The organism is Undibacterium sp. GrIS 1.8, from assembly GCF_040544445.1.
Taxonomy (GTDB): domain Bacteria; phylum Pseudomonadota; class Gammaproteobacteria; order Burkholderiales; family Burkholderiaceae_D; genus Undibacterium.
Genome location: NZ_JBEONQ010000008.1, coordinates 68,892 through 95,787 on the forward strand (window position 1 = coordinate 68,892; position 26,896 = coordinate 95,787).

Annotated in this window: 20 protein-coding genes and 2 pseudogenes; 20 read left to right on the top strand and 2 right to left on the bottom strand. The window is 47.8% G+C overall.

Features of this window, described 5'->3' with window-relative positions:
- Positions 1 to 4 precede the first annotated feature (4 nt).
- From AAKU64_RS05600 to lpxC, 8 genes are all read left to right on the top strand, one after another.
- Entirely contained in the window at positions 5 to 427 is a 423-nt protein-coding gene (locus AAKU64_RS05600) for a CopD family protein (protein ID WP_354361687.1), read from the top strand.
- A gap of 30 nt (positions 428 to 457) precedes the next feature.
- Positions 458 to 1,060: a 2-hydroxychromene-2-carboxylate isomerase gene (locus AAKU64_RS05605; protein WP_354361689.1), complete on the top strand. Its 603-nt coding sequence runs from the start codon at positions 458 to 460 to the stop codon at positions 1,058 to 1,060.
- 155 nt (positions 1,061 to 1,215) lie between these two features.
- A complete protein-coding gene (locus AAKU64_RS05610) occupies positions 1,216 to 2,427 on the top strand; it encodes a THUMP domain-containing class I SAM-dependent RNA methyltransferase (protein WP_354361691.1) in 1,212 nt (403 codons plus the stop codon).
- A gap of 163 nt (positions 2,428 to 2,590) precedes the next feature.
- Positions 2,591 to 4,063: an NAD-dependent succinate-semialdehyde dehydrogenase gene (locus AAKU64_RS05615; RefSeq protein WP_354361693.1), complete on the top strand. Its 1,473-nt coding sequence runs from the start codon at positions 2,591 to 2,593 to the stop codon at positions 4,061 to 4,063.
- Positions 4,064 to 4,113: 50 nt separating this feature from the next.
- Positions 4,114 to 5,397 carry a multidrug effflux MFS transporter gene (locus AAKU64_RS05620; RefSeq protein ID WP_354361695.1) on the top strand — a complete coding sequence of 428 codons (1,284 nt, stop codon included), beginning with the start codon at positions 4,114 to 4,116 and terminating at the stop codon, positions 5,395 to 5,397.
- Between the two features lie 352 nt (positions 5,398 to 5,749).
- Positions 5,750 to 6,841, top strand: a complete 1,092-nt coding sequence (locus tag AAKU64_RS05625) for a porin (RefSeq protein ID WP_354361697.1) — start codon at positions 5,750 to 5,752, stop codon at positions 6,839 to 6,841.
- A gap of 116 nt (positions 6,842 to 6,957) precedes the next feature.
- The gene (gene trmB, locus AAKU64_RS05630; RefSeq protein ID WP_354361699.1) at positions 6,958 to 7,677 is read left to right on the top strand and encodes a tRNA (guanosine(46)-N7)-methyltransferase TrmB; all 720 of its coding nucleotides are present in this window, start codon (positions 6,958 to 6,960) and stop codon (positions 7,675 to 7,677) included.
- Positions 7,678 to 7,771: 94 nt separating this feature from the next.
- The gene (gene lpxC / locus AAKU64_RS05635; protein WP_354361701.1) at positions 7,772 to 8,707 is read left to right on the top strand and encodes a UDP-3-O-acyl-N-acetylglucosamine deacetylase; all 936 of its coding nucleotides are present in this window, start codon (positions 7,772 to 7,774) and stop codon (positions 8,705 to 8,707) included.
- 93 nt (positions 8,708 to 8,800) lie between these two features.
- On the opposite strand, the gene AAKU64_RS05640 is transcribed toward lpxC, so the two are convergent.
- Positions 8,801 to 9,304: a DciA family protein gene (locus AAKU64_RS05640; RefSeq protein ID WP_354361702.1), complete on the bottom strand. Its 504-nt coding sequence runs from the start codon at positions 9,302 to 9,304 to the stop codon at positions 8,801 to 8,803.
- A gap of 154 nt (positions 9,305 to 9,458) precedes the next feature.
- On the opposite strand from AAKU64_RS05640, the gene AAKU64_RS05645 reads away from it, so the two are divergent.
- The 5 genes and pseudogenes from AAKU64_RS05645 to AAKU64_RS05665 all read left to right on the top strand — a co-directional run bounded on the left by AAKU64_RS05645 (position 9,459) and on the right by AAKU64_RS05665 (position 17,798).
- Positions 9,459 to 10,409: a peptidoglycan DD-metalloendopeptidase family protein gene (locus AAKU64_RS05645; protein ID WP_354331003.1), complete on the top strand. Its 951-nt coding sequence runs from the start codon at positions 9,459 to 9,461 to the stop codon at positions 10,407 to 10,409.
- Positions 10,410 to 10,752: 343 nt separating this feature from the next.
- Positions 10,753 to 13,515, top strand: coding sequence for a preprotein translocase subunit SecA (gene secA, locus AAKU64_RS05650; protein WP_354361704.1), 2,763 nt, complete (start codon positions 10,753 to 10,755; stop codon positions 13,513 to 13,515).
- Positions 13,516 to 13,937: 422 nt separating this feature from the next.
- A pseudogene (locus tag AAKU64_RS05655) lies at positions 13,938 to 15,119 on the top strand (cation:proton antiporter domain-containing protein); the annotation flags it as partial.
- A gap of 247 nt (positions 15,120 to 15,366) precedes the next feature.
- A pseudogene (locus AAKU64_RS05660) lies at positions 15,367 to 16,128 on the top strand (substrate-binding periplasmic protein).
- Positions 16,129 to 16,142: 14 nt separating this feature from the next.
- Positions 16,143 to 17,798, top strand: coding sequence for a CHASE domain-containing protein (locus AAKU64_RS05665; RefSeq protein ID WP_354361706.1), 1,656 nt, complete (start codon positions 16,143 to 16,145; stop codon positions 17,796 to 17,798).
- Between the two features lie 10 nt (positions 17,799 to 17,808).
- Here AAKU64_RS05665 and AAKU64_RS05670 read toward each other — a convergent pair whose 3' ends face one another.
- Positions 17,809 to 18,633 (bottom strand): IclR family transcriptional regulator, encoded by an 825-nt coding sequence (locus AAKU64_RS05670; RefSeq protein WP_354361708.1) that lies wholly within the window; start codon positions 18,631 to 18,633, stop codon positions 17,809 to 17,811.
- Positions 18,634 to 18,817: 184 nt separating this feature from the next.
- On the opposite strand from AAKU64_RS05670, the gene AAKU64_RS05675 reads away from it, so the two are divergent.
- The 7 genes from AAKU64_RS05675 to AAKU64_RS05705 all read left to right on the top strand — a co-directional run bounded on the left by AAKU64_RS05675 (position 18,818) and on the right by AAKU64_RS05705 (position 26,864).
- A complete protein-coding gene (locus tag AAKU64_RS05675) occupies positions 18,818 to 20,395 on the top strand; it encodes a 3-hydroxyacyl-CoA dehydrogenase (protein ID WP_354361710.1) in 1,578 nt (525 codons plus the stop codon).
- 205 nt (positions 20,396 to 20,600) lie between these two features.
- Positions 20,601 to 21,797: an acyl-CoA dehydrogenase family protein gene (locus AAKU64_RS05680; RefSeq protein WP_354361712.1), complete on the top strand. Its 1,197-nt coding sequence runs from the start codon at positions 20,601 to 20,603 to the stop codon at positions 21,795 to 21,797.
- 146 nt (positions 21,798 to 21,943) lie between these two features.
- Complete coding sequence (locus AAKU64_RS05685) at positions 21,944 to 23,080, top strand: acyl-CoA dehydrogenase family protein (protein ID WP_354361714.1); 1,137 nt, start codon at positions 21,944 to 21,946, stop codon at positions 23,078 to 23,080.
- 221 nt (positions 23,081 to 23,301) lie between these two features.
- Complete coding sequence (locus AAKU64_RS05690; RefSeq protein ID WP_354361716.1) at positions 23,302 to 23,781, top strand: hypothetical protein; 480 nt, start codon at positions 23,302 to 23,304, stop codon at positions 23,779 to 23,781.
- 110 nt (positions 23,782 to 23,891) lie between these two features.
- Positions 23,892 to 25,130, top strand: a complete 1,239-nt coding sequence (argJ, locus tag AAKU64_RS05695; RefSeq protein ID WP_354361718.1) for a bifunctional glutamate N-acetyltransferase/amino-acid acetyltransferase ArgJ — start codon at positions 23,892 to 23,894, stop codon at positions 25,128 to 25,130.
- Positions 25,131 to 25,347: 217 nt separating this feature from the next.
- Positions 25,348 to 26,220, top strand: coding sequence for an ATP-binding protein (locus AAKU64_RS05700; protein ID WP_354330987.1), 873 nt, complete (start codon positions 25,348 to 25,350; stop codon positions 26,218 to 26,220).
- A 227-nt stretch (positions 26,221 to 26,447) separates the two neighbouring features.
- Positions 26,448 to 26,864: an NUDIX domain-containing protein gene (locus tag AAKU64_RS05705; protein ID WP_354361720.1), complete on the top strand. Its 417-nt coding sequence runs from the start codon at positions 26,448 to 26,450 to the stop codon at positions 26,862 to 26,864.
- The last annotated feature ends 32 nt before the right edge of the window (positions 26,865 to 26,896 follow it).

The following is a 26,896-nucleotide window of genomic DNA, read 5'->3' on the forward strand; positions in this document are numbered from 1 at the left end:
ATGCATGCTCTGGATTAAAGCACTACATATCGTTTTCGTGACGTCCTGGTTTGCAGGCTTATTTTATTTGCCGAGGATTTTTGTCAATCTGGCGATGGAGAACCAGGCGGTTACGACTGAGCGATTGCTGCTGATGGCACGCAAGCTGTACCGATTTATGACCATACTGGCTATTCCAGCGATAGGTTTTGGGTTGTGGTACTGGATTGCCACAGGTATAGGGCGTGGTCCGGGCAGCGGTTGGATGCATGCCAAGCTTTTTATTGTGGTGCTGCTGATTGGCTATCACCACGCTTGCGGCAGTATTCTAAAAAAGTTTGAACAGGGCAACAATAAACGCGCGCATACCTGGTTTCGCTGGTTTAATGAAGTGCCAGTCGTTTTGTTATTAGCTGTTGTGGTGTTGGTGGTAGTGAAGCCGTTTTAGTCCGCTCGTTAAATTCTCAAGGAAATATTGATGAACAGAGTTTGTGAATACTATTTTGCACCGCAGTCTCCTTGGGCGTATTTGGGGCATCAGCGCTTTGTCGATCTGGCAAAAAAACATGCAATCCGGATTGATCTTAAGCCGATTGATTTAAGCAAAGTATTTGCTACTTCGGGTGGTTTGCCTTTAGCTAAACGTGCAGCACAAAGACAAGCCTATCGTCTGACAGAAATGCAGCGTTGGAGTACGCATCTGGATTTGCCTATGAATTTGCAGCCGACCTTTTTTCCGGTCGCAGGCGATCCTTCTGCACACTTGATTATTGCAGCGCAATTGGCACACGGGACTGAGACCGCACTCAAACTGACTGGCTCGATTATGCGAGCGGTCTGGGCAGAGCAAAAAAATATTGCTGATACGGATACCCTGATCGCGTTAGCACTTGATTGCGAGCTCGACGGTAAAGCTTTAATCAAATCGTCAGAAACCGCCAGTGTGTTAGCTGAGTACGAGCGCTTTACCAATGAAGCAATCGCCAACAATGTATTCGGCGTGCCTTGGTTTGTATTCAATGGCGAGAGTTATTGGGGGCAAGATCGCTTAGATTTTTTGGAGCGCGTATTTCAAGAATAGTGATTAGCAGTTGGCATTACATTCAATAGAATGAAGTAATGAGGTGAGCGAATGCAGCACGAACTCACCTTAGTTTTAGTGCTGAGAAGTAGATGTAAATACCGGCTAGGCAAGAGCTTTAGCCTTTAAAAATTAACTTGGATAAAAGGTTCCCCATGACACGTTACTCATATTTTTGCCCTTGCCCCCGTGGCCTGGAAGTCGCTCTCGCTGAAGAGTTGAATGAAATTGCCCAGATGGATAAAACTTTGCATGTACACACGCAAGTGCCTGGCGGTGTGCATTGCTCTGGTGAATTGCGCGACGCCTATAGCATCAATCTACATTCACGCATTGCTTCGCGTGTGTTATTGCGGATGGCGCATTCTGGCTATCTCAACGAAAACGATATTTATGATCTGACCCTGGAGCAGTCATGGGAAGATTGGTTTGGCTACCACCACACGATTCGTGTCGATGTAACCGCAGTCAAATCGCCATTAAAAAGTTTGGAATTTACCACCCTCAAAATTAAAGATGCGATCTGTGATCGTTTCCGCGATCAATTTACACAACGTCCTTCGGTTGATACCAAAAATCCGGATATGCGGATAGTCGGTTTTGTGGATGCACGCAACTTTACTTTGTATCTCGATACATCAGGCGAGCCTTTGTTTAAACGCGGCTGGCGCTTAGAGACAGGCGATGCCCCTTTGCGTGAAAACCTGGCAGCGGGCTTGTTGCGGACTGCCGGCTGGAAACCCGGCGTGCCTCTGTTTGATCCTATGTGTGGCTCGGGTACTATTTTGATTGAGGCGGCACAAATGCTTGCTGGTATTCCGCCAGGTTTGCGTCGTGAATTTGCGTTTGAAAAGTTTGCCGGTTATAAGCAAGACGAATGGCAAGCGATCAAGGACAGTGTGAAGCCAAATCACGTGCCGGAAGAGCCGACTATTTTCGGCAGTGATATCTCCGGCGACATGATCAGCATGACGCGTAATAATTTGAATAAGGCAGGTATTCGTTTTGACGTGCCGTTGAAGCAAATTGAAGCGCAAGAGATCAAAGCGCCAACTGAAGTGCCAGGTATTTTGCTGACCAATCCGCCCTATGGCGAACGTATTGGCGTACGCGGTGATAGTTCGGTAGAGCCTGATGCGATGGCGACCGATTTTTTCAGTGCATTCAGCAGCACGTTAAAACAAAGGTTTGCTGGCTGGAGTGTTTTCTTGTTCACCGCTGATCTGGGTTTGCCAAAGATGCTGCGTTTGAAAGAGTCGCGCAAGACACCTTTTTTCAACGGCGCGCTGGAATGTCGCTTGTTCCGGTTCGATATGGTGGCGGGCTTTAACCGCCGTGAAGAGGCCAAGCCTAAAAACTTGTCCTAACTCCACATAAAAACGGGCGAACGCTGCACAGCAGGTTCGCCCGTTTTACTTTATGCTTTGCCATCTACGCTGCGTCATCAATCATAATTTACGCTGTTTTATGTAATCTGGCCGAGATTTAGATTGGCCTCATCCAAAACAAAACACATCAGGAGATTAATCTATGTCTAACGCTTTTCCCCTCAATTTAAAAGACAGTAGTTTATTGCGTAATCAGGCTTACATTAATGGTGCCTGGTTTAGTTTTAGTGATAATTTTGAAGTCAATAATCCAGCGGATCAATCGATTATCGGTACCGTACCTAACTTGGGTGCTAGTGCCGCACAAACGGCAATTGACGCTGCACAAGCGGCTTTTCCGGCATGGGCTGCCAAGACCGGCAAAGAGCGCGCCGCGGTAATGCGTAAATGGTTTGATCTGATGATTGCCAATGCCGATGATCTGGCGATGTTAATGACTGCCGAGCAAGGCAAACCTTTAGCCGAAGCCAAAGGCGAAGTAATTTACGGCGCCAGTTTTATCGAATGGTTTGCCGAGGAAGCAAAGCGGGTAACCGGCGATGTCATGGCATCGACCTGGACTGACAAGCGCATGGTGGTATTAAAACAGCCTATCGGCGTTTGCGCATCAATCACGCCTTGGAACTTTCCGATTGCCATGATCACGCGCAAAGTTGCCCCCGCGATTGCGGCTGGTTGCAGTATCGTGATTAAGCCAGCGGAACAAACCCCGCTATCCGCCCTGGCAATGGCGGAGTTGGCACATAGAGCAGGTCTGCCAGCAGGCATTATTAATATTGTTACCGCCGATTCAGAGCGTTCGATTGCCGTTGGCAAAGTGTTGTGCGACAGCCCGGTTGTGCGGCATTTATCTTTTACTGGATCAACTCCAGTAGGCCGTATTTTGATGCAGCAATGTGCACCGACAGTAAAAAAACTGGCTCTGGAATTGGGCGGGCATGCGCCATTTATCGTATTTGATGATGCTGATCTGGACGCGGCGGTGGAAGGTGCGTTGCAATCAAAATTCCGTAATGCCGGACAAACTTGTGTGTGTACCAACCGCTTCTATGCTCATGAGTCGATTTACGACGTCTTCGTTGAAAAACTGGCTGCGGGCGCTAAGAAAATCCAGGTCGGTAACGGTATGGAGTCAGGCATCAGTCAAGGCCCTATGATTGATGAGCAAGCGGTAGCCAAAGTAGAAGAGCACGTTGCTGATGCGCTGGCGAAAGGTGCTACGATTTTAGCTGGCGGTAAAAAACATGCAGCCGGCACTTTATTCTATGAGCCGACGGTATTGTCTAACATTACCAATACGATGAAAATTATGGTCGAGGAGACCTTTGGCCCAGTAGCTGCCGTCATCAAGTTTATAACGGAAGATGAGGTGATTGCGGCGGCTAACAATACTGATTTTGGACTGGCATCGTATTTCTATTCCCGTGATATCGGTCGCGTATGGCGCGTTGCTGAAAAGCTTGAATATGGCATGGTCGGTATTAATACTGGTTTGATTTCGAATGAGGTCGCGCCGTTCGGTGGCGTTAAACAATCTGGACTGGGGCGCGAGGGTTCTAGCTATGGAATGGACGAATATCTCGAAATGAAATATTTGTGTATGGGCGGCATTTAGATTTCCCTTGATGATCCTGATGAATAAAATTCTGCTAATTGCGATTGAATATGTCTAATAGTCCCACACCAGAAGCGACTCCGCCAGTGCCACCACTTCCTTCTCACTTGCAAGTGGTGAGCGCTGGCGCTCTTGCAACGCTGCTCGCAGCGTTGGCAATGTTGGGGCCATTTTCAATTGATACTTATCTGCCTGCATTTCCGGCAATTCAGTCGAGTTTGCAGGCGAGTCCGATTGAAGTTCAGCAGACATTAACTGCCTACATGCTGTCTTTTTCCGTCATGACGCTTTGGCACGGCGCTTTGTCGGACGCGTTCGGGCGCCGGAATGTGATTTTGGTGTCGCTAGCCGTTTTTGCCGTCGCTTCTTTTGGCTGCGCATCTGTCCATACGATTCATTATTTGTGGGGCTTCAGGATTTTGCAGGGTGTTTCTGCGGGCGCTGGCGTGGTGGTTGGACGCGCGATCATCCGTGATATGTACTCAGGCGCTCCCGCTGAGCGCTTGCTTTCTCTGGTAACAATGATTTTTTCTATTGCTCCGGCAATTGCACCTATTTTAGGCGGTTGGATAGTCAGCTATTTCAGCTGGCGTAGTATTTTCCTCTTACTTTTTGTCTATACCCTGATTTTATTTTGGGCGTGTTACAAGCGGCTACCGGAATCTTTGCCTATCGAAAAGCGTCAGCCTTTCAGTGCAGAGTTTTTGTGGAAAAGTTACAAGATGGTATTTAAGTCCCCGCTATTTCATCTTAAAGCTGGCACGATTGCGTTTAATTTTGCAGGCCTTTTTTTGTATGTTTCCGCCGCGCCAGCGTTTATTACTCAGCATTTAAAGCTAGGGCCAGATCAATTTGGCTGGCAATTTATTCCCTCAGTCGCGGGCATATTTTTAGGTGCACTGGCGGCGAATCGTCTTGCAGGGAGAATTTCTGTTTGGAAGCAAGTCAATATTGGCTTTTGCTTCCTGATCGGAGCCTCTTTATTTAACGTGATTTACCACGCGATTTGGCCAGCTATGCTGCCTTGGTCAGTGATGCCCTTGTTTTTCTACTGTTTTGGTATGTCTCTGGTTGCTCCTGGCGCTACCTTGCTTGTCCTCGATTTGTTTCCTACAATCAGAGGGATAGTGGCCTCTTGCCAGTCTGCTGCTGTCACGATGCTCGGAGCAGTAGTGGCGGGTATGGTAGCGCCTGCACTGGATCATTCCAGCCTGACCTTGGCTATCGGGCAATTGGTATTTGCATCTCTGGGAATGATCTCTTGGTACTCGGGGCGTTTGTACTGGCGCAGTATGACAAATCAGAAGCAAAATGCATGGGAGACCGTGGGTTAAAAATATTTTGTTGATGAGACTTGAAATATGCACATGCCACCTTATTTACTTGGTGCTTTGCAGCATTTTGAAATTTTAACTATAATGCGAACCAAATCGAAGTTCAGCAGTCCAACGATTTAGCACGTTGTAATAAAAATACTTCGTGTGTTTTTTTGAGACAGCTCGTTGAATCTGGTTTGTTACGTGTTTTTGATTTCATCAAGTTGTCATTTTCCGCAGGTATAGTGACTTCTGTCATTGAGTTATTTTTAGGACTCAAGGCTGTTAAAGACCTGCAAATTTGTTTTTGTGCACTCGATTTGTTGTGTTGCAGCAAAGACTAAACTTACTATTTTCTGGATATTACCCTATGAAAAAATCATTACTCGCACTCGCTCTAATGGGTGCTTTCTCCGGTGCAGCATTTGCTCAATCTTCCGTTGTTATCTACGGTATTGCAGATGCTGGTTTCCAAAGTTTGGATAACGGCGCAGCAGCAGGTAAAACTTCTAAGATCCAAAGTGGTCAAGAAAGTAGTTCGCGTCTTGGCTTCAAGGGTACTGAAGATTTGGGCGGCGGTCTGAAAGCCAACTTCGTATTAGAGCAAGGCTTGAATCTGGATGATGGTTCATCCGGTCAAGGTAACCGCACTTTCGGTCGTCGTTCAACAGTTGGTCTGGCTGGTGACTTCGGTGCCGTTGATTTAGGTCGCGATAAAACGCCAACTTTCAAATTTTTCGACAACTTTGATCCGTACGCTTCAGGTTTCATCAACAGCGGTAACGGTTTGTCTTCCTTGTATTTCATCGGTGGTACTCCGACAGCATCTACAAGTAATTCTTCTGGTCGTATCAACAACGCAATTATTTACTACACACCAGGTAACCTAATCGGTTTCTATGGTGTTGGTGCTTATGGTTTCGGCGAAGTTGCTGGTAACAACAACATCGGTCGCTCTATGGGTCTGAATGCTGGTTACAAAGCAGCTGGTTTGGATGTTGGCTACTCATATGCTAAAGATACTTCACAAGCTACCGCTTTGACAGGTTCGGTAGTTGGTAAAGACGGTAACACTATCGCCGCTTCTTATGACTTCGGTATGGTCAAGCCAGTTGTGATTTTCCAAAAAGTTAAAGGCAATTCAGTAGGTACTATTCCTGCAGTTGATCAAAAAATCTTTACTATTGGCGCAACAGCACCGATCGATGCTTCAAGCAAAGTTATTGCTACTTACACTAAGATCAAGGATTCTTCTTTGAATTCTACAAATCTGGCTGTAGCGCAGACTGTAGGCGATGCTAAGCAGTTCTCTATCGGTTACCAATATGCTTTGTCTAAGCGTACTGATTTGTATGCTGCTTACGCAGGTACAACACAAGACGTTAATTCTCGCCAAGCTGGCGCAGCAGTTGCTGGTGCTGACGTAAAAGAACTGACATTTGGTATTCGTCACCTGTTCTAATCAAACTTAGGCTTAGGCCTGAATTGATTTAAAAGTAATTGATGGGGTAGTCAGAAATGACTACCCCATTGTCTTTGTTGTATTCTCGCGTTAACTCCATTTTTAATTTCCCAAGTATGTCTGACACCAAACCTGCTGACGTTACATCCAAACCACTTTTTTATGATCCGACTGAGCGCCGTATTCGTAGTTTTGTGACACGTGCCGGGCGCTTATCTGATGCGCAGGCGCGTGCTATTGCGACGCTGGGGCCACAATTTTTAGTCCCTTATCAAAAAACCATATTGGATGTAAATAGTCTTTTTGGTCGCGCGGCACCTACCATTTTTGAAATTGGTTTTGGTATGGGCGAAACGAGCGCCAAGATTTCTGCCGGCATGCCCGAGAAAAATTTTATCGGCGTTGAAGTGCATACGCCAGGTGTTGGTAGCTTGCTCAAGCTGACGGATGAACTGGGTTTGTTGAATCAGCGCATCATCCAACATGATGCATTCGAAGTTTTGACTAATATGATTGCGCCAAACTCTTTAGCAGGCGTCCATGTCTTTTTCCCGGATCCATGGCATAAAGCGCGTCACAATAAACGTCGTTTGATCCAAAGTCCTTTGGTCGCTTTACTAGCTTCGCGGATTGCTCCCGGTGGTTATTTGCATTGCGCGACGGATTGGGAAGAGTATGCAGTGCAAATGTTAGAAGTATTAGGCGCAGAGCCAACTTTACAGAATACGGCTGAAGGCTATGCTCCGCGTCCGGATTACCGTCCCGTGACTAAATTTGAAAATCGTGGCTTAAAATTGGGCCATGGTGTCTGGGATTTAGTATTCAGTAAAATATAAAAAGAGCGTTGCTCTCTGCTATGTTGAGTCAAAGTCTTGCTCTGCAAAAATATGGTGATACATAGAAATCGTAGTAAATCGTTATAATGATTTCATGCTAAAACAAAGAACTATCAAAACATCAGTCAAAACAATCGGCATAGGCGTGCATTCTGGCACCAAAGTCGATTTGATTTTGCGTCCGGCACCCGCTGATACGGGTATCATTTTTACCCGCATTGACCTTGACCCACCGGTTGTTTTCCACGCTACGGCACTCAATGTCGGCGACACCCGTATGGCATCGACCTTGTCGAATAATGGCGCTAAAGTTTCTACCGTTGAACACTTATTGTCGGCTTGTGCTGGTCTTGGTATAGACAACTTATACATTGATGTGAGTGCTGAAGAAATCCCTATAATGGATGGCTCTGCCTCTTCTTTCGTCTATTTATTACAGCAAGCAGGTATGCAGGAGCAGAATGCTGCGAAGAAATTTATTCGCGTTTTAAAGCCTGTTGAAATACGTGAAGGTAGCGGGAAAAGTGAAAAATGGGCACGCCTCGAACCATTTAACGGTTTCAAATTGCATTTTTTTATCGAATTTAATCACCCTGCGGTCGATGGCACAACCCAAACGGCAGAAGTCGATTTCGCCAAAGTGTCGTATGTGAAAGATGTTGCGAGGGCGCGTACTTTTGGTTTTATGCAAGATGTGGAAATGTTGCGTGGGATTGGTCTGGCGCGCGGCGGTTCTATGGAGAATGCCATTGTGATGGATGAATATCGTATCCTTAATGCGGATGGTTTGCGCTTTGATGACGAGTTTGTGCGCCACAAAATATTGGACGCCATTGGCGATCTTTATCTGATCGGCCATCCTTTTTTAGCGAGCTACACAGCGCATAAGTCAGGACATGGTTTGAATAATCAGCTGTTGCGGGCTTTATTAGCTCAGCCAGATGCGTATGAAGTTGTGACGTTTGATGAAATAGAATCCGCGCCAGATTCTTATGGTTTACAAGAGCAGCGGGAATGGGCTTTAACCTGATATCTTGACTATACTCCTGCCTTGTATAGTAAAAATATGCCGTATCGTCCAGTAATTCTCTGGACGATTAAAAATACCCCCCATTTTTATTGATTATGTTTCACTCTGATGCCGCTTCACCAGATTGTGTAAAGCGGCAATCAGACCCGCATTTCGCGGCGTATTTTCTAAGGTATTCTCAAGCACATTAAACGCATTCACTGCCTGGTTCGACAGGCTACATTGCTTGACGTAAGGTTTGGGCTCGACTTTTCTCTTGACTTGTACTTTGATACGGATTGCGTTAATCTGCCATCCCCGCTGTACTAAAGCGTCTTGTAGTTTGGGACATTGTTGTTTCAGCTTGGTGGCTAGCGCAGCGTTAGGCGCGGATAGAGTTAATTGCCCTTCCTCCAGTTGCAGCACATCACAGGCATTGAACATCGCGGGCAACAAGTTTCCACAGTCTTTTTGTAATTTGGCATTGCGCCTGATCGTAGGTAATAAAGGCGAAATTTGATCGTTGCTACGTAAAAAGTCAGCGGCACCCGTGGTTACTGGCAGTTTACGGCCGCGCTTGATGTTGAGTCTATAGGGAGGTGGTGAAGATGCTTGCATGGATGGAACCTTACCACAAACAACCAGATTTGATCGAGCTGCCTGCTCACGATTGCCCGAGTACTTGGCCGACACTGACATTGCTGCCGGATTCTCTGCTAAATATTAGTTTTATTTCTTCTCTTATTTGTTCTATTAGTCATGGAGTGAATTGATGCAAATCATCGTCATGCATTCACGCTTTACCCAAGCCAAATCCATCACCCTCAGTTCCCGACATATTATCGTAGCCGTTGTTGGCTTTTTATTGCTGACCATTTTGTGCTCCGCTTTGATGGCGGCATTGACGCTACGCCTCGCCAGCGGAGAAATACCGTTTTTAAGCAACTACGTCCCAGTCGCGCTGGCCAATGACCCCAATGCTAAAGACCGTTATGTGAAAGAAAACATTGCCGCGATGGCAGTCAAGTTAGGGGAAATGCAGGCGCAGTTAATACGTTTAGATGCCTTGGGCGAGCGAGTGCAAGGTCTGGCAGGCGTCAAGCCCGAAGAATTTAATTTCCGTGAAGTACCAGGCCGCGGTGGGCCAGAAAATTCCTCAGCTCCCGCAAAAGAACTGAATATGAGCGAATTCCAAGCCGCATTAGATGCGATGGGTAAAGATCTTGAGAATCGCTCTGATTACATGAATGTGGTGGAAACCAAGCTCATGGGTTTTAAAGTGCAGTCCAAGTTATTGCCGACCATTACACCAGTCAACGTCAGCTATAACGCGTCTGGCTTTGGCTGGCGGCTTGATCCGTTCTCTGGGCGCAGCGCTTTTCATGAAGGTATTGATTTTCCCGCGCCAACCGGCACGCCTATCGTTGCAGCGGCAGGCGGCGTGGTAATTGCGGCAGAATTTCATCCAGAATTTGGCAATATGATTGACATCGACCACGGTGGAGAAATCATTACCCGTTATGCCCATACGTCCAAAGTCTACGTAAAAGTAGGGGATATCGTAAAACGCGGTCAACATATTGCCGATATCGGTTCGACTGGACGTTCCACTGGTGCGCATTTGCATTTTGAGGTACATGTGAAAGGCATACCGCAAAATCCTCATAAATTCCTAAGTGCTGGTGCTAATCAAGCTAGCATGGCCGAGCTGGGTCAAAAATAAGTCTCGAATAAAGATATCCCAAGTGGCAATGCTGATTTTTTCGCCTCTAGCCGTAATCCAGCGAGTTTAATCATGTTGTTGTTTAAAAAGAGTCATTGGCTTGCAACCACTTTGTAAGCTAACAAGACAATTTCGTGCCATCTCCACTTGATATTGTTGTCTTTGTCTCCAATTCTTTCATCATGCTTGATTTTGTCATTGTGCAATTGTTAGTAAATGATGCGCGCATGGTAAAATCGAAAGTTAGTCTATTGTTGTTGCTGTTGTAAATTTGTAGCGCTAGTGTTAACGATGTACGGGCGCCGTCAGCAATTTTTTCAGAATTCACTCATCCATTCATAGCATGTCATTCCTGACCAAAATATTCGGTAGCCGCAATCAGCGCCTTCTGAAGCAATACCAAAAAACCGTGCTTGATATCAACGCACTGGAACCTACGCTGGAAGCCTTGTCGGATGAGGCATTAAAAGCCAAGACGGAGGAGTTTAAAACCCGCGTCGCTAATGGTGAAACACTGGATGCAATCCTTCCAGAAGCGTTTGCCGTTTGTCGTGAGGCAAGTAAGCGTGTTTTAAAAATGCGTCATTTTGATGTGCAGATGATAGGCGGTATGGTGCTGCATTACGGAAAAATTGCAGAGATGGGCACCGGAGAAGGTAAAACTTTGATGGCGACCTTGCCAACTTACCTGAATGCCTTGTCTGGCAAGGGTGTGCACGTGGTAACCGTCAATGATTATTTGGCGCAGCGTGATGCCGAGTGGATGGGCAAATTGTACGGCTGGTTGGGTTTGACTACCGGTGTTAACTTATCGCAACTCGATCATGACGATAAGCAAGTTGCTTACACATCCGATATCACTTACGGTACCAACAACGAGTTTGGCTTTGACTACCTGCGCGACAATATGGTGTATGAAGCCAAAGACCGTGTACAACGTGGTCTGAACTTTGCCGTCGTTGATGAAGTCGATTCCATTCTGATCGATGAAGCGCGCACTCCACTGATTATCTCTGGTCAGGCTGAAAATCATACAGAGCTGTACTACAAAATTAACGAAGTCCCTAAGCTGCTGACGTTGCAAATCGGTGAAGAAAAACATGATGGCACCGGCAATGTTGAAGTTCCTGGTGACTACACCAAAGATGAAAAAACACATCAGGTATTGCTGACCGAAGCTGGTCACGATCAAGCTGAACATATTCTGACCCAGATGGGTTTGTTGCCAGAAGGCGCATCCCTGTACGACGCTGCCAACATCACTTTAATTCATCATCTGTACGCTGCTTTGCGTGCGCATGCGTTGTATTTCCGCGATCAGCACTATGTCGTACAAGATAATGAAATCGTTATCGTCGATGAATTTACTGGTCGTATGATGACAGGACGTCGCTGGTCTGATGGCTTGCATCAAGCTGTTGAGGCCAAAGAAGGTGTGAAGATTCAAAATGAGAATCAAACGCTGGCATCAATCACGTTCCAAAACTACTTCCGTATGTATAACCGACTGTCCGGTATGACTGGTACAGCCGATACAGAAGCGTATGAATTCCAGGAAATCTACGGACTGGAAACAGTCGTGATTCCGCCAAACCGTCCATCCCAACGTAAAGATCGTCAGGATCAGGTTTACAAGTCAGCCCAAGAAAAATACGGCGCGATGCTGGTGGATATTCAAGATTGTTACGAGCGCGGTCAGCCGGTCTTGGTTGGTACGACATCGATTGAAAATTCTGAACTCTTGTCCGGCATTCTTGAAAAAGCCAAGTTGCCACATAATGTGTTGAACGCCAAGCAGCATGCGCGTGAGGCAGAAATTATTGCCCAGGCAGGTCGTCCAAAAGGCATCACCATCGCCACCAACATGGCCGGCCGTGGTACGGATATCGTCCTCGGCGGTAACGTCGCCAAGCAAGTGCAGCTGATCGAAGCAGACGACAAACTGTCTGACGCGCAAAAGCAGCAAAAATCTCAGCAACTGCGTGATGAGTGGCAGTCTTTACACGAGCATGTTGTCAATGCCGGTGGTTTGCATATCGTCGGTACCGAACGTCACGAATCACGTCGCGTAGATAATCAATTGCGCGGCCGTTCTGGTCGCCAGGGCGATCCTGGATCCTCCCGTTTCTATTTGTCTCTGGATGATCCGCTCTTGCGCATTTTTGCAGGTGATCGCGTACGCGCCATCATGGACAGACTCAAAATGCCGGAAGGCGAACCGATTGAAGCTGGTATCGTTTCCCGTTCGATTGAATCTGCTCAGCGCAAAGTAGAAGCGCGTAACTTTGACGTGCGTAAGCAATTGCTTGAGTACGATGACGTCGCCAATGATCAGCGCAAAGTGATTTACCAGCAGCGTAATGATTTGCTGGAAGCACAAGACATGTCCGAACTGATTTCTTCTTTGCGTGCGGGTATGTTCGCCGACGTGGTGCGCACTTATGTGCCAGCAGAATCGGTGGAAGAGCAATGGGATATTCCAGCATTGCAAGCAACGCTGGCAAGCGAATGGGCGCTGGATTTGCCTTTAGACAAAATGCTGGAAAATGAGCAAAGTCTGAATGATGAAGACATTTTAGAGCGCGTACAAAAAGCAGCGGATGAAGCTTACGAGGCAAAAGTAGCCTTGGTCGGTAAAGATTCTTTTGCTGGATTTGAGCGTAGCGTGATGTTGCAGAGTATCGACAGTCATTGGCGCGAACATCTGGCAGCGCTCGATCATTTGCGCCAAGGTATTCATTTACGCGGTTATGCGCAGAAAAATCCTAAGCAAGAATACAAGCGCGAAGCGTTTGAATTATTTGGACAGATGCTGGATTTGATCAAAAATGAAGTCGTCAAAACGGTTTCGACAGTGCGTATCCAATCACGTGAAGAAATCGAAGCTGCTGAAGAAAAAATGACACAATCACAAGTTGAGAATGTTCATTTTCAACACGCAGATTTTGATGCAAATGCGACCCCGGAAGAAATGTTGGCACCGACCGCTTTGGCTGAAAACAATGATCAGACCCAAATGGAATATGCTCTCAAGGTTGGTCGTAATGATCCTTGTCCTTGCGGTAGTGGCAAGAAATATAAGCAGTGTCACGGTAAGCTGGCTTAATTTGATTATTTAGGTTGATGATTTAGCTTGTTTGCACTGATGCAATAGAAGCATGTGGCACAAAATAAAAAAGGCGGAGATTTCCGCCTTTTTTATTGCCTGCTACTTTTTCAGAATTTTTAACTGAGTTCTTAGTAGATACGATTCTATACATTCAAAAATCAGTAAATTATATACTCCCTATTAGTATAATTAATTGTCCATATATTTATTGGTCATTAAGGTAATTTTATGAAAATGTTGGGGGAGTATATTTAAATTCCATCGTCGAAAATATTGTAAAAAGAAATATTTTTCCGTGTTGCAACGTAAATTTTAAAAATACGACCCCTGCGTACGCTTGTTTTAATGTTGTTTGTCAGAATTTGTATACACTCAAGCCTGTTGCATTCAATTGCTGTATTTAAAATAATCATTTGCCTATGCCACATAATATTTCCCTCATCACAACGATTGCCTCCGCCTTTGGATTGGCGTTGCTAATCGGCTTTATTGCTGTCCGTCTCAAACTGCCCGCATTAGTGGGTTATCTGATTGCCGGTATTTTGATAGGTCCTGCCACGCCCGGCTTTGTGGCCGACGTTAATCTGGCAGGGCAACTGGCAGAAATTGGTGTGATGTTGCTAATGTTTGGCGTTGGCTTGCACTTCTCGTTAGAAGATTTATTGTCGGTAAAGCGAATCGCCTTGCCCGGCGCGATCGTACAAATTGTTGTTGCTACTGCGATGGGGGCAGGCGTGGCGTATTGGTGGGGCTGGGACTTGGGGGCGGGGATCGTATTTGGCCTGGCATTGTCGGTTGCCAGCACGGTAGTGTTATTACGTGCGCTGGAAAGTCGTAATGAGCTGGATTCAGAAAATGGCCGAATTGCAGTCGGCTGGCTGGTGGTAGAAGATTTAGTGATGGTGTTAGTGCTGGTCTTATTGCCGCCGCTGGCTGGTTTGCTCGGTGCAGAAGGCGCTAATCATGTTGCTGTACCAGCGCCACATCACAGTCTGGGAGTGACGATCTTAATCACGCTGGCGCAGGTGGTAGCCTTTATCGCGTTTATGCTGATTGTGGGACGACGACTCTTCCCTTGGATATTGGCACAAGTAGAACGGACTGGTTCGCAAGAACTGTTCACCCTGTGCGTGGTAGTCGCCGCAATCGGAATTGCTTATGGGTCGGCAATGTTGTTTGGCGTATCGTTCGCACTCGGCGCTTTTTTTGCCGGGATGGTGCTGCGCGAATCCGAACTGAGTCTGAGAGCTGCCCAAGAAACCTTACCCTAGCGTGATGCCTTTGCCGTGCTGTTTTTTGTCTCAGTCGGGATGCTGTTTGATCCACGTATTTTGCTCGCCCAGCCTTGGCAAGTATTAACAGTAGTGCTGATTATTATTTTTGGAAAATCAGTTGCCGCTTTCTTGTTAGTACTGGCATTCCGCTACCCGCTCAATACGGCACTGACAGTCTCTGCCAGTCTGGCACAGATTGGTGAGTTTTCATTTATCCTTGCGGGCTTGGGAGTCTCGCTAGGATTGTTGTCAATGGAAGGGCAAAACCTGATCTTGGCTGGAGCGATTATTTCGATTGCGCTCAACTCCTTGGTATTTAAAGGCTTGGACTTATTTAAACACAGCAAGGCAATCAAACCATGAATTAAATGGATACAAAACTCAGCAAATAATGTTGTAAATAATGACTACGCCACAAGTCAACACTACAAGTCAATACACCTAATCAATGACGCATTTTTTTGCTCACTCCAACGCTCGCAGCCATGGATTTTATGGTTGGGTATTATCGTTGGCGTTACCGTTGGCCTTATTGCTGGCCTTACTGCTGATATTTATTTCGTTGCAGTTATTGATGTGCAGTTCAGCACAGGCTGAGGAAGTTTCAAAAGCAGTTGCGCGACCTGATTGTAATCGCCCATTTACTCTTGCGCTGCATGATCACGGCTTGCTGTACTCGGCAAAAACAGGCGAAGGAATTGATAAAGATATTGCGGACGAAATGAGCCGGCGTAGCGGTTGCAAAGTCATTGTCAGCGTGTTGCCACGTGCACGTATCTGGTAATTGATTGAGTCCGGTGCGTTAGATTTTAGTTTGTCCGGCATTAGTAACGCTGAGCGCGACCGCTTTGCCAGTTTTGCCTGGTATTTTTCGAACAAATATTATTTACTGGTGCGCAAAGAACTCAATATCCAGCAACTGAAAGATTTTGAAAATAATCCTGATCTGCAACTGGGTGTGATCCGTTCTTTTCGATACAGTCCTAACGCGAATCGTTTATTGGATAAATTACACGCAGAGCAAAGAGTCCGCTATGCATCGGATTTAGATCCTTTGTATCAGATACTGGAAGCCAACCGGATTCAGGCAATGATCATTGAGCCTTTTGATTATTCTCAGGTCGCAAATACAGCGATACGTGATCACACGATCGTGATTGATATGGACGATTCTTCAGTGCCGCATGGGTTGATTATGTCCAAGCGATCTTTGTCTGCCAAAGAACAAGAAAAATGGCGTGCCTTGATAAAAGGCATGCGCGATGACGGCAAAGTCCTCATCATTTTTGAGAAATATTTTCAGCCAGAACTGGCTAAAGCGATGGTCAATTTTTAAATATAATGAACCGGATGAACCATCAAACCAGTCACTATCTAAATCATCAACTGAGTCGTCACTTTAGCCGCCAGTTAGTGGTTTTGCTCATTCTGAGCATGTCTTTAGGACTCAGCTATTTACTCTGGAAACATGAGAAAAATAATGCCTTGCTAGAGGTTCGCGCCACATTAGATTTTAATGTCCGCGACATTTCTGGCCGAATACAACAGCGTATGGCCTCGTCCGAGCAAGTGTTGCGTGGTGCGCAAGGTGTGTTTACGATTTCAGAATCGGTACAACGTAAAGACTTTGCCAATTACATCAATATGCTGCAGCTCGGTGCTGATCATGCCGGGATGGAAGGTGTCGGTATTATTTTATCGGTTGCCAGTGATAGCTTTGAGCAGCACATTGCCGTTATGCGGCAACAAACATCCGGCGAGTATCAAATTTATCCACTACCCAATCCGGCAATCACATTTGCTGCGCCCATCATTCAGTTAGAACCTGCAATAGGTCGCAACCGCAAGATGCTAGGCTTTGATACCTATTCAGACCCCGTGCAAAAAGTGGCGATGGAGCGCGCACGTGATTCTGGTGCGATTGCCGTCACAGCGATGCTTAAGTTGCCGGCAGCAGACAATGTGCCCGCACAGAATGGCTTCTATATTTATCTGCCGATTTATAAAGATGGCAGCCCGCACGACACGCAAGAGACACGGCGCGCTAATTTATTGGGCTGGGTGTTTGCCCCTTTTCGTGTTGCCGAAGTCATGGCTAGTTTGTATGGCGAAAATCCGCGTGCGACTGATATTTGTATTTACGATGGGGTTGAGCCGACTGCCGCCAATTTGATGTATGACTCTGCCACTCTGCGTCGTGATGCCAGCGTAACTAAGCCAGCACGACTAGATCTGAACAAGGTGATTAAGCCCCAGCTGCTACAAGCGACTGAGTATGTCAGCAACGGTGGTCGCTCCTGGACGATTGTGATGACCAGCTCATCGGGTGTGGAAAAAGCGATTGGTAACGATAAATCGACCTTGATCGCAGCCAGCGGTATTTTGCTTAGTGTGTTGTTGTCCGTGCTGGCCTGGGTGTTGTTGTCCGGGCGTGAACGGGCGTTGACACTAGCGCGAGAAATGACCAAAGAACTGCGCGAAAGCGAAGCACGTTTCCGGTATCTGGCGCAGTACGATGAGCTGTCTGGTTTGCCAAATCGTGCGATGTTCAAGGATCGTCTGAGGCATGCGATTGTGCAGGCAAAACGTGATAAAAGTTTGCTAGCACTGATGTATCTGGATCTAGATAAATTTAAACCCATCAATGACAATCTCGGCCATCATGTCGGTGACATGTTATTGCGTGCGGTAGCAGAGAGAATGCAGCAATGTGTACGCGAGTCAGACACCGTTGCCAGAATGGGCGGTGACGAGTTTATGATTCTGTTACCTGTGATTGAGCTAGAGCAGGACGCCTTACTCGTTGCAGAAAAAATCCGTGCCGCTATCAGCGAACCATTTGAAGTCTCGGGCGGCCACATCTTGCAAGTCTCTTGCAGCATCGGCATCGCACTGTATCCGCAACATGGCAATGATGAAATTGAGTTGTCGAAGAATGCTGACAATGCAATGTACCGTGCCAAGGAATTAGGGCGTGATCGGGTTAAAGTTTTTGACCCAGCTTGACACGTCTTTGCTAGTTGGTATTCCCCAAAGCGATTCGCAAACGTTGTACTAATTCCAGCAAGCGCGGTCTGACTTCGTTCAGCAAAAAATCGGGCGATAAGCTAAACGCCGGGCCGCCACAATTGACCGACACAGGCGCCATGCCATTGCCGAGATAAAACGCTACCGCAATCGCGTTCACATCTTTTTGCCAGCTACCAAAGGAGGTGCAACAAGTGAGTTGGTCGTACTCGTCCAGCGATTGTTGTATGCCTTCTTGCACCGCAGACCATTGCACCTCGTCGGCCTGGCGTATCAATTCTAAAATCTCATGTCGCTCGTCGGCCTTGACTGCGGCCAGATATGCCCGCCCCATTGCGGTACTTGCGAGTGGAATCCGAGAGCCTATATCCAGACTCAAGGTCAGTGCAGTCTGGCTGCGGCAATTTTCTACATAAATCATGCTGAGTCGGTCGCGCATGCCCAGCGACACCATGCCTTGCGAAAAATCTGCCAGCTCCTGCATCAGTGGTCGCGCCAGTTGCCGCACGTCTAGCCGCGCCAGCATCGCGCTGCCCAGCGCCAGTGTGGCAGAACCCAAACGGTATTTGCCCATGCTTGGGACGTAATCCAGATGCCCGGTTTTGGTCAGTGTGTAAGTCAGGCGCGACACCGTCGATTTAGGTAGCTTGCAGCGTTCTGCCAACTCCAGATTCCCTAACGCCTTATCCCCGGATCGAAAGCAGGCCAGTAGCTCCAGTCCACGTGCTAAAGCGGTGACAAAATGACGATCTTCTTTGGCTTGGGTGCTTGCCGCACTGGGGGATTTTTGGTCTGGCTTGATCAGATTTTGCATGCGTCTTGACAGGTGATGTGGGAGGAAATACAGTGAATTATATTTGCAGAACTTAATTCTGCATAGCGGAATTGTCGTTGTTGATAGATGTAAATAAGACAAAGTGATTAGATCGAATTGATCAGACAGAGTTGATGAGGCCAAGCGATCAGGCTACGCGATCAAACCAAATAACAGGATTCTTATGAATGAAAACAAACAAGCCGCTGGCGCACCCAGTACGCGCCCCGCGTTTAATTCCGGTGATCTGATTGTCGGCGTCATCGGCTGTGGAGTGATGGGGCGAGGCATTGCGCAAATCGCTGCGCTCGCTGGCACACAAGTCAAACTGGTGGATAGTCGCGCTGGTGCATCTCAGGCCGCACGTCAAGAGTTGATCGTCACTTTTAGCAAGCTGGTAGAAAAAGGTCGTCTGACGCAAGCCGCCGCCGATGCAGCCGAGCAGTGTTTGCACGCCTGCAATCAGTTGCCCGATCTTGCTGATGCGCACATGATAGTTGAAGCGATTGTGGAAGATTTGATGGCGAAGAAAACGCTCTTCCACCAACTTGAATCCATCATCAGCCCGACTGCCATTCTGGCAACCAACACATCCTCCTTATCGGTAACGGCCATCGCTGCGGGTTTGCAGTTTCCGCAACGGGTTGCTGGCTTCCATTTCTTTAATCCGGTACCGCTGATGAAGATCGTCGAAGCCATTGGTGGCTTTTTGACCGATCCAACTATCGTCGACTATCTGATCGCTCTCGGCACACATTGGGGACATGCCACAGTACGCGCCAAAGATACGCCGGGCTTTATCGTCAATCATGCAGGTCGTGGTTATGGCACGGAAGGTCTGCGGATTTTGGCGGAAAATACGACGGATATTCCGACGCTGGATCAAATTTTGCGGGACTGTGCGGGCTTCAAATTAGGCCCGTGTGAACTGATGGATTTGACCGGGCTGGACGTCTCACATCCGGTGATGGAATCAATTTATCAGCAATATTATGAAGAGCCACGATTCCGGCCGCAAGGCTTGACGCGTCAGATGTTGACTGCTGGTGTGATCGGTAAAAAAGTCGGGCAGGGCTTCTATCAATACGATAATGCCGGTAAAAAAATCAGTGTAGATAGCGCAAAGCAATCAAGCCTTTTGCCATCATCGATCTGGATTAGTCCGGCAGATAAAGCGACCAGCGCAGAAGTACGCACGCTGATCACCCAACTGGCGATACAAGTAGGCGTAGCGATAGAAAATGAAGATAGCCCCAGCGCCACTGCCTTATGCATCGTCACACCGCTGGGCGAAGATGCTAGTACTTGTTGTGCTAATCAAGCGCTGGACGCCAGTCGCACCGTGGCAATAGAAAGTTTGTTCGACTTAAGCAAGCGCCGCGTCGTCATGACAACGCCAGCGACCACAGCCGCTTACCGCGCCATGGCATGTGGTTTACTCACCGCAGATGGTGCTGCTGTCAGCGTGATCCACGACAGCGCTGGCCTGGTCGCGCAACGCGTGGTAGCACACATCATCAACATCGCCAGCGATATTGCGCAACAGGCCATCGCCAGCCCGGCAGATATTGATCGTGCCGTCAAATTAGGTTTGGGTTATCCACATGGTCCGCTGGCTTGGGGTGATGTAGTCGGTGTCAAGACCGTGTTGACGATACTCGACAATTTGCTCAAACAGACAGGCGATCCGCGTTACCGCGCCAGCCCTTGGCTGAAACGCAGGGCGCTATTGGGACTGTCTTTGCATCATGAGGAGGCTTGAGTTTGTTAGTGTTTAGCGCAATCCAAGTGGGTGTAAATGGCGAGTGCAGTATTGAGCGGATGCCAGATGACAAGCCTAATTAATCAATGTTAATACATATACTCCCATTAAAATTTTCTAAATATGGTCGATTGTCCAGACTTTATATGGACAATTAAAATATACCCAGTCAGAGTATATAAATAACACTAAGAGCGAGACAACGATGAATCTCCATTTCACCCCAGAAGAACAGGCATTCCGGCATGAGGTAAAACAGTTTATTGCTGCTTCCTTACCGGCTGATATTCAACACAAAGTTAACAACGGCCTCATCTTGGAGCGCGACGATTATGTGCGCTGGCAGCAGGCTTTGCATGCACATGGCTGGGGTGGATCATCCTGGGCAAAAGAGTTTGGTGGCACTGGCTGGTCGGCGGTGCAAAAGTATATTTTTGAAGAAGAATGTGCCGCCGCCGGTGCGCCACGCATCGTGCCCTTTGGTGTGAAAATGGTTGCGCCGGTGATCATGGCGTTTGGTTCGTCCGCACAGCAACAGCGGTTTTTACCGAGCATTTTGTCCGGTGAGGAATGGTGGTGTCAGGGTTATTCCGAACCAGGCTCAGGTTCGGATCTGGCTTCAGTCAAAACATCGGCACAACGGGAGGGCGATCACTACCTTGTCAATGGCCAAAAGACCTGGACTACCCAAGCCCAATATGCCGACTGGATATTTTGTCTGGTGCGCACTGATCACGAAGTCAAACCACAGCGTGGCATTTCATTTTTGCTGATCGACATGAAGTCTCCCGGCATTACCGTACGTCCTATCATCACCATGGACGGCGCGCATGAGGTCAACGAAGTCTGGTTCGACAATGTGAAGGTACCGGTCGAAAATCTGGTCGGGGAAGAAAATGCTGGCTGGACTTATGCCAAATTTTTGCTGGGGCATGAGCGCACCAACATCGCTGGTATCGGCATCGCCAAGCGTGAGTTGGCGCGGCTTAAACGTATCGCCAGCCAAGAGACAAAAAACGGAAAACCATTGATTCAGGACCCGCATTTTTCTCTCCGTATCGCGCAAATCCAAATCGACTTAAGCGCATTAGAAATCACTAACCTGCGCGTATTGTCGGCAGAAGAACAACGCCGCACACCGGGACCGGAAGCTTCTATTCTAAAAATTAAAGGGACAGAAATCCAGCAAGCGATTACCGAGCTGATGACCCAGGCGGTAGGTACTTATGCCTTGCCATTACGCCGCGAGGCAATGGCGGCTGGTTATGACGGCGAACACGCCGGACCAGCTTATGCCAGCTCACTCGCCGCTAATTATCTGAATATGCGCAAGTTATCGATCTACGGTGGCTCTAACGAGATTCAGAAAAATATTATTGCGCAGATGATCTTGGGTTTGTAAGACATTGATCTGCCCAAAAGAATTTGACCGCTGAGGTTTTAGCAAGTTTGGTTAATCGCAATAGATAAAAAGAATTTTTTGTCGGCGATGGACGCTTCGGCTGAACTCGGCGCTGTAACAAAAAGCAAAATCATCAGGAGTAAAAAATGGATTTCACTTTTACCGAAGAACAAATTATGTTGCAAGAAGCAACGCGTCGTTTTATCGCAAACGAAGCTAGTTTTGATATCCGTCGTAAGACTTTAGAAAAGCAGAGTCACGGCTTCAATCCCGCGATCTGGCAAGGCTTTGCTGATCTCGGTTTATTAGCCTTACACATGCCAGAAGCCGAAGGTGGCCTGGATGGCACGGCAACAGACACCTTGCTTGTCATGTCCGCAATGGGCGAGGGATTAGTGCTGGAACCTTATCTCGCCAGCGCCGTCTTGGCTAGCAAAGCGATCGCCACTATGGGCAATGCCCAGCAGCGTGCCGACTACCTGCCGCAACTCGCCAGCGGCGCGATCACAGCCGTGCTGGCACATGATGAGGTCAGCACACGTTTCGATCGCTTCAACGTCCAGACCAAGGCCACGCCAGTTGATGGCGGCTACCTATTGAGCGGTCATAAAAGCGTTGTGCCTCACGGCGGGGCTGCTGATATTTTATTGGTCACAGCACGTTTGCCCGATGACAAATTAGCCGCCTTCATCCTCCCCAAGGCCGCAACCGGTTTGCGCGTGTTGTCGTATGCCACCGTGGATGGCGTCGCTGCCGCCGAGCTAGAATTTGATCAAGTCAGCGTTAAAACCTCGGCGATATTAGCAGCGGCCAACGATACAGAAGTCGCCATCGGCAACCTGCTCGATATTGGCCTCGCGGCGGTTTGTGCAGAAGCCATCGGCGTCCTGGACAAGCTGCTCGCAGCCACCATCGACTATGCCAAAAACCGCAAGCAATTTGGTGTCGTCATCGGTAAATTCCAAGCGCTGCAACATAAAATGGCCGACATGGTGCTACACATAGAACAAGCCCGTTCGATGGCGTATCTTGCAGCAGTTAGTTGCGAAGAACCGGATTTAAAAAGCCGCAGCATAGCGCTGTCCTCAGCCAAAGTCGTGATCGGACAAGCCTGCCGTTTTGTCGGCCAGCAAGCGGTGCAACTACACGGTGGTATGGGAGTGACAGATGAACTCAATGTCAGTCATTACTTCAAGCGGCTGATGGCGATTGAGTTGCAGTTTGGGAGTACTGATCATCATTTGGAAATGGTGGCTGGGAGTTTGACGGAGAGTTCGGCCTAAGCTATGGCAGCGATGAACAGTTACTATTCTGCGGCAGGAAAAATCTATAATCTCAAGAAGTGGCACTGACAAGAGATTTGATATTGACATCCTCCGCAATGTATTCTGCGCTCAGCTCATACTTAACACATGGTACGTGCATCGTCTGCCTCAGTAACTGTAGATAGATTGATGCTAAAAATCAGGTGTTTCTCAAATATCTCACCTTCAATCCGCACTTTATGAAGCAAATTTTTCTGGCTATTATTTTTCTTACCGTCTGCCTTTCATCCTATGCTTTCAATGTAAGTGTGATTGAGAGGCAAGCGATTCTGGATGCGGCTCGACCAGTTGCCTCTACCAAGGCGGGTCAGTCAGTACGACTCAAAGTAAATAAATTGAATGTTGATCAAGCTTGGGCAGTTTTGGTCGGCAATATCGTTTCCGCCAACGGCAAAGGCATCGACTGGGATTTGACGGGCGGTGAATGCAACCCCAGTTTGGACAAAATGTTATGGATTGTTCTGCACAAAACGCACCAGCAATGGAAGGTGAAGCATATTGAGATCTGCGCAGATGAACCGCCTTATTGGACCATGGAGCAATACGGTGGCTTAGTCTGGCCGTGCGGCGTTTATGCTGGGCTGGAGGATGGTAGTGGGGAGACATTGGATGTTCAATGCCGGAAACAACACAAGCTCAATCCTCATATAGACAAGTAATTCAGTTGATTTTTAACCGCACATTTGCTTCTAAACGATTCTTTATTTACCGCTTCTGTCCCAACAAAATACCCTACAATAACGGCTCGATCTCATTGCTAGGAAACCTCATGGCCGTTAATTCTCCCATCCCTGTCGCCGCCGATTTAAAACCTGTTGCGGGTATCCAGCTTGGCTATGCCGAGGCAGGTATTAAAAAATCGAATCGTAAAGACATTGTGGTGATGGCACTGGCACCTTCTGCCACCGTCTCTGGCGTGTTTACGACAAATCGTTTTTGTGCTGCGCCGGTCCAGGTATGTAAGGCGCATCTGGAAGGTCTGCACATCACCGCCGGTCCCATCCGTGCGTTGGTGGTAAATACGGGTAATGCCAATGCCGGGACGGGTGATGCTGGTCTGGCTGCGGCTAATGCCACTTGTGCCGCGCTGGCGGAGTTGATGCAGTGCGAGGCATCGCAGATTTTGCCGTTTTCAACGGGGGTGATTCTGGAGCCGTTGCCGGTAGATAGATTAATAGCAGGCTTGCCGCAAGCGCTTGCTAATCTAAAAGAAGATAACTGGTTTCTGGCCGCAGAAGCGATCATGACGACCGACACTCAGCCAAAAGCTGCGTCCGCCACGGTGGTGATTAATGGCCAGACTGTGACCATGACGGGCATCAGTAAAGGTGCTGGCATGATTAAGCCGAATATGGCGACAATGCTGGGTTACCTGGCGCTGGATGCGAAGGTCGCGCAACCTGCGCTGGATCATCTGGTGAAACAGGCAGCGGACAAATCATTTAATTGCATCACGATTGATGGCGACACCTCGACCAATGATTCTTTTATGCTGATCGCTACTGGTGCTGCCGACGTAGAAGTCACAGAGATCGATTCTCCAGAATATAAATTGTTGGCGGATGCGGTGATCGCCTTGTCGCAAAAACTGGCGCACATGATCATTCGGGACGGTGAGGGTGCAACTAAGTTTATGACGATCGCGGTAGAGGAAGGTCGTGATGTAGAAGAGTGCCGCAAGATTGCCTATTCGATCGCGCATTCTCCTTTGGTCAAAACAGCATTCTTCGCATCGGACCCAAACCTTGGCCGCATTCTGGCTGCGATTGGTTATGCTGGTGTGCTGGATTTAGATGTCAGCAAACTCAATTTGTATCTGGATGATGTCTGGGTCGCCAAAAACGGCGGGCGTAATCCTGATTATCGTGAGGAAGACGGTAAGCGCGTGATGCAGCAAAGCGAGATCACGATTCGCGTCAAACTGGCGCGCGGTGCGGCAGAGGCTACCGTCTGGACTTGCGATTTGTCGCACGATTATGTATCGATTAATGCTGACTATCGTTCTTAAACCGAGTTTTTAATCTGTGCTCTTAATCTTTTCTTAGGCTTGGTTCTGAAGCTTGGCGCTGAGCTGGACCAAAATTCTCAATAAGTTAGGACTTGCGCAAAAATGCCCCAGCTGCGTTGCAGCGACTAGCCTTATTAGTACTGTATTCGTCGCTACGCCTTGCTGGGGCATTTTTGCGTAAGTCCTATAAATTTCTACCTAAAACTCGCCGGACTGTATGACTCAATTAGATCAATTTTTAATCCGTGCCGAGCAGGTATTAAACCGTTTAGAAACACTATTGCCACCTGTAATGCCTGTGCCGGATTTTTCCTTGGCGACGGCATTTCGCTGGCGTAAGCGTGGCAGCGGCAGTAGCGGAGCCTATTTGCAAGCGGTGCGTCATGCGTCTCATATTGCCTTAAGTGATCTGCATAACATCGCTAACCAGAAGCAGCAGATAGAGCAAAATACTTTGCAATTCGTGAATGGCAAACCTGCCAATAATGTATTGCTGACGGGCGCGCGTGGCACGGGTAAGTCGTCTTTAATCAAAGCTTGCCTGAACCAATTTGCAGATCAGGGTTTGCGTTTGATTGAAGTGGATAAATCGGATCTGGCTGATTTGCCGGATATTGTCGATCTGGTGGCCGAACGCCCGGAGCGCTTTATCATTTTTTGCGATGACCTTTCGTTTGAAGATGGTGAAGCAGGTTACAAGGCATTGAAGGTTGCACTCGATGGCAGCATCGCGACACAGTCTGATAATGTGCTGATCTATGCGACCTCAAATCGGCGCCATTTGTTGCCGGAGAAGATGTCGGATAACGCTAGTTATACCCATACTGATGATGGTGATCTGCATCCCGGTGAGACTGTGGAGGAGAAAATTTCTTTGTCCGAGCGCTTTGGCCTGTGGGTGTCGTTTTATCCGTTTAAGCAAGATGATTACCTCAACATCGTGGCGCATTGGCTGGGCAGCATGGGTTGTAACGCCGAGCAAATTACCGCAGCACGCGGTGATGCTTTGCGCTGGGCTTTGCAACGGGGATCGCGCTCGGGCCGTGTCGCCTGGCAATTTGCCCGTGATTACGCAGGCAAGTTAGCGTAATTCTTTTGGTATGTATTTATATACTGGGGTAGAGTACAAGTGTTCTATTGCCTATTGTCCAAATAATACCTGGACAATTAAAAATACTCCCCTTATTTCTTTAATTTAATTAGGGCTTATGCAAAACCGCCCCAGCTGCGTTGCAGCGACTAGCCGTACTAAAGTATTGTCGCCGCTACGCCTGGCTGGGACAATTTTGCGTAAGTCCTGCTGATATTGGCTCATTTATGACAAAACCCCCGATTGATGTTGCTGTTGGTATTTTGATGAAACCCAATGGTGACGTCTTGCTCGGACAGCGTCCGGCTGGCAAGCCATATGAAGGTTACTGGGAGTTCCCAGGCGGTAAAGTTGAAGTGGGCGAAGATATTCTGGCGGCACTGAAGCGCGAGTTTGTCGAGGAATTGGGTGTGCATATCCAGACGGCTGAGCCTTGGTGCGGCGTAGAGCATATTTATCCGCATGCTCATGTCCGACTACATTTTTATATTAGCCGCAACTGGCAAGGCGAGCCACAAAGTCTGGAAGATCAGGCATTTGCCTGGCAGGGCAGCGTGGCTGTGTCCCCATTATTGCCAGCAACGATCCCGCTGCTAGAATGGTTAGATGTTTTGCGGGCAGAGTTGGTAGTCCGCCAAGCCTGATCAAGCTTAGTTTGTAGGGCGGATACAAAACT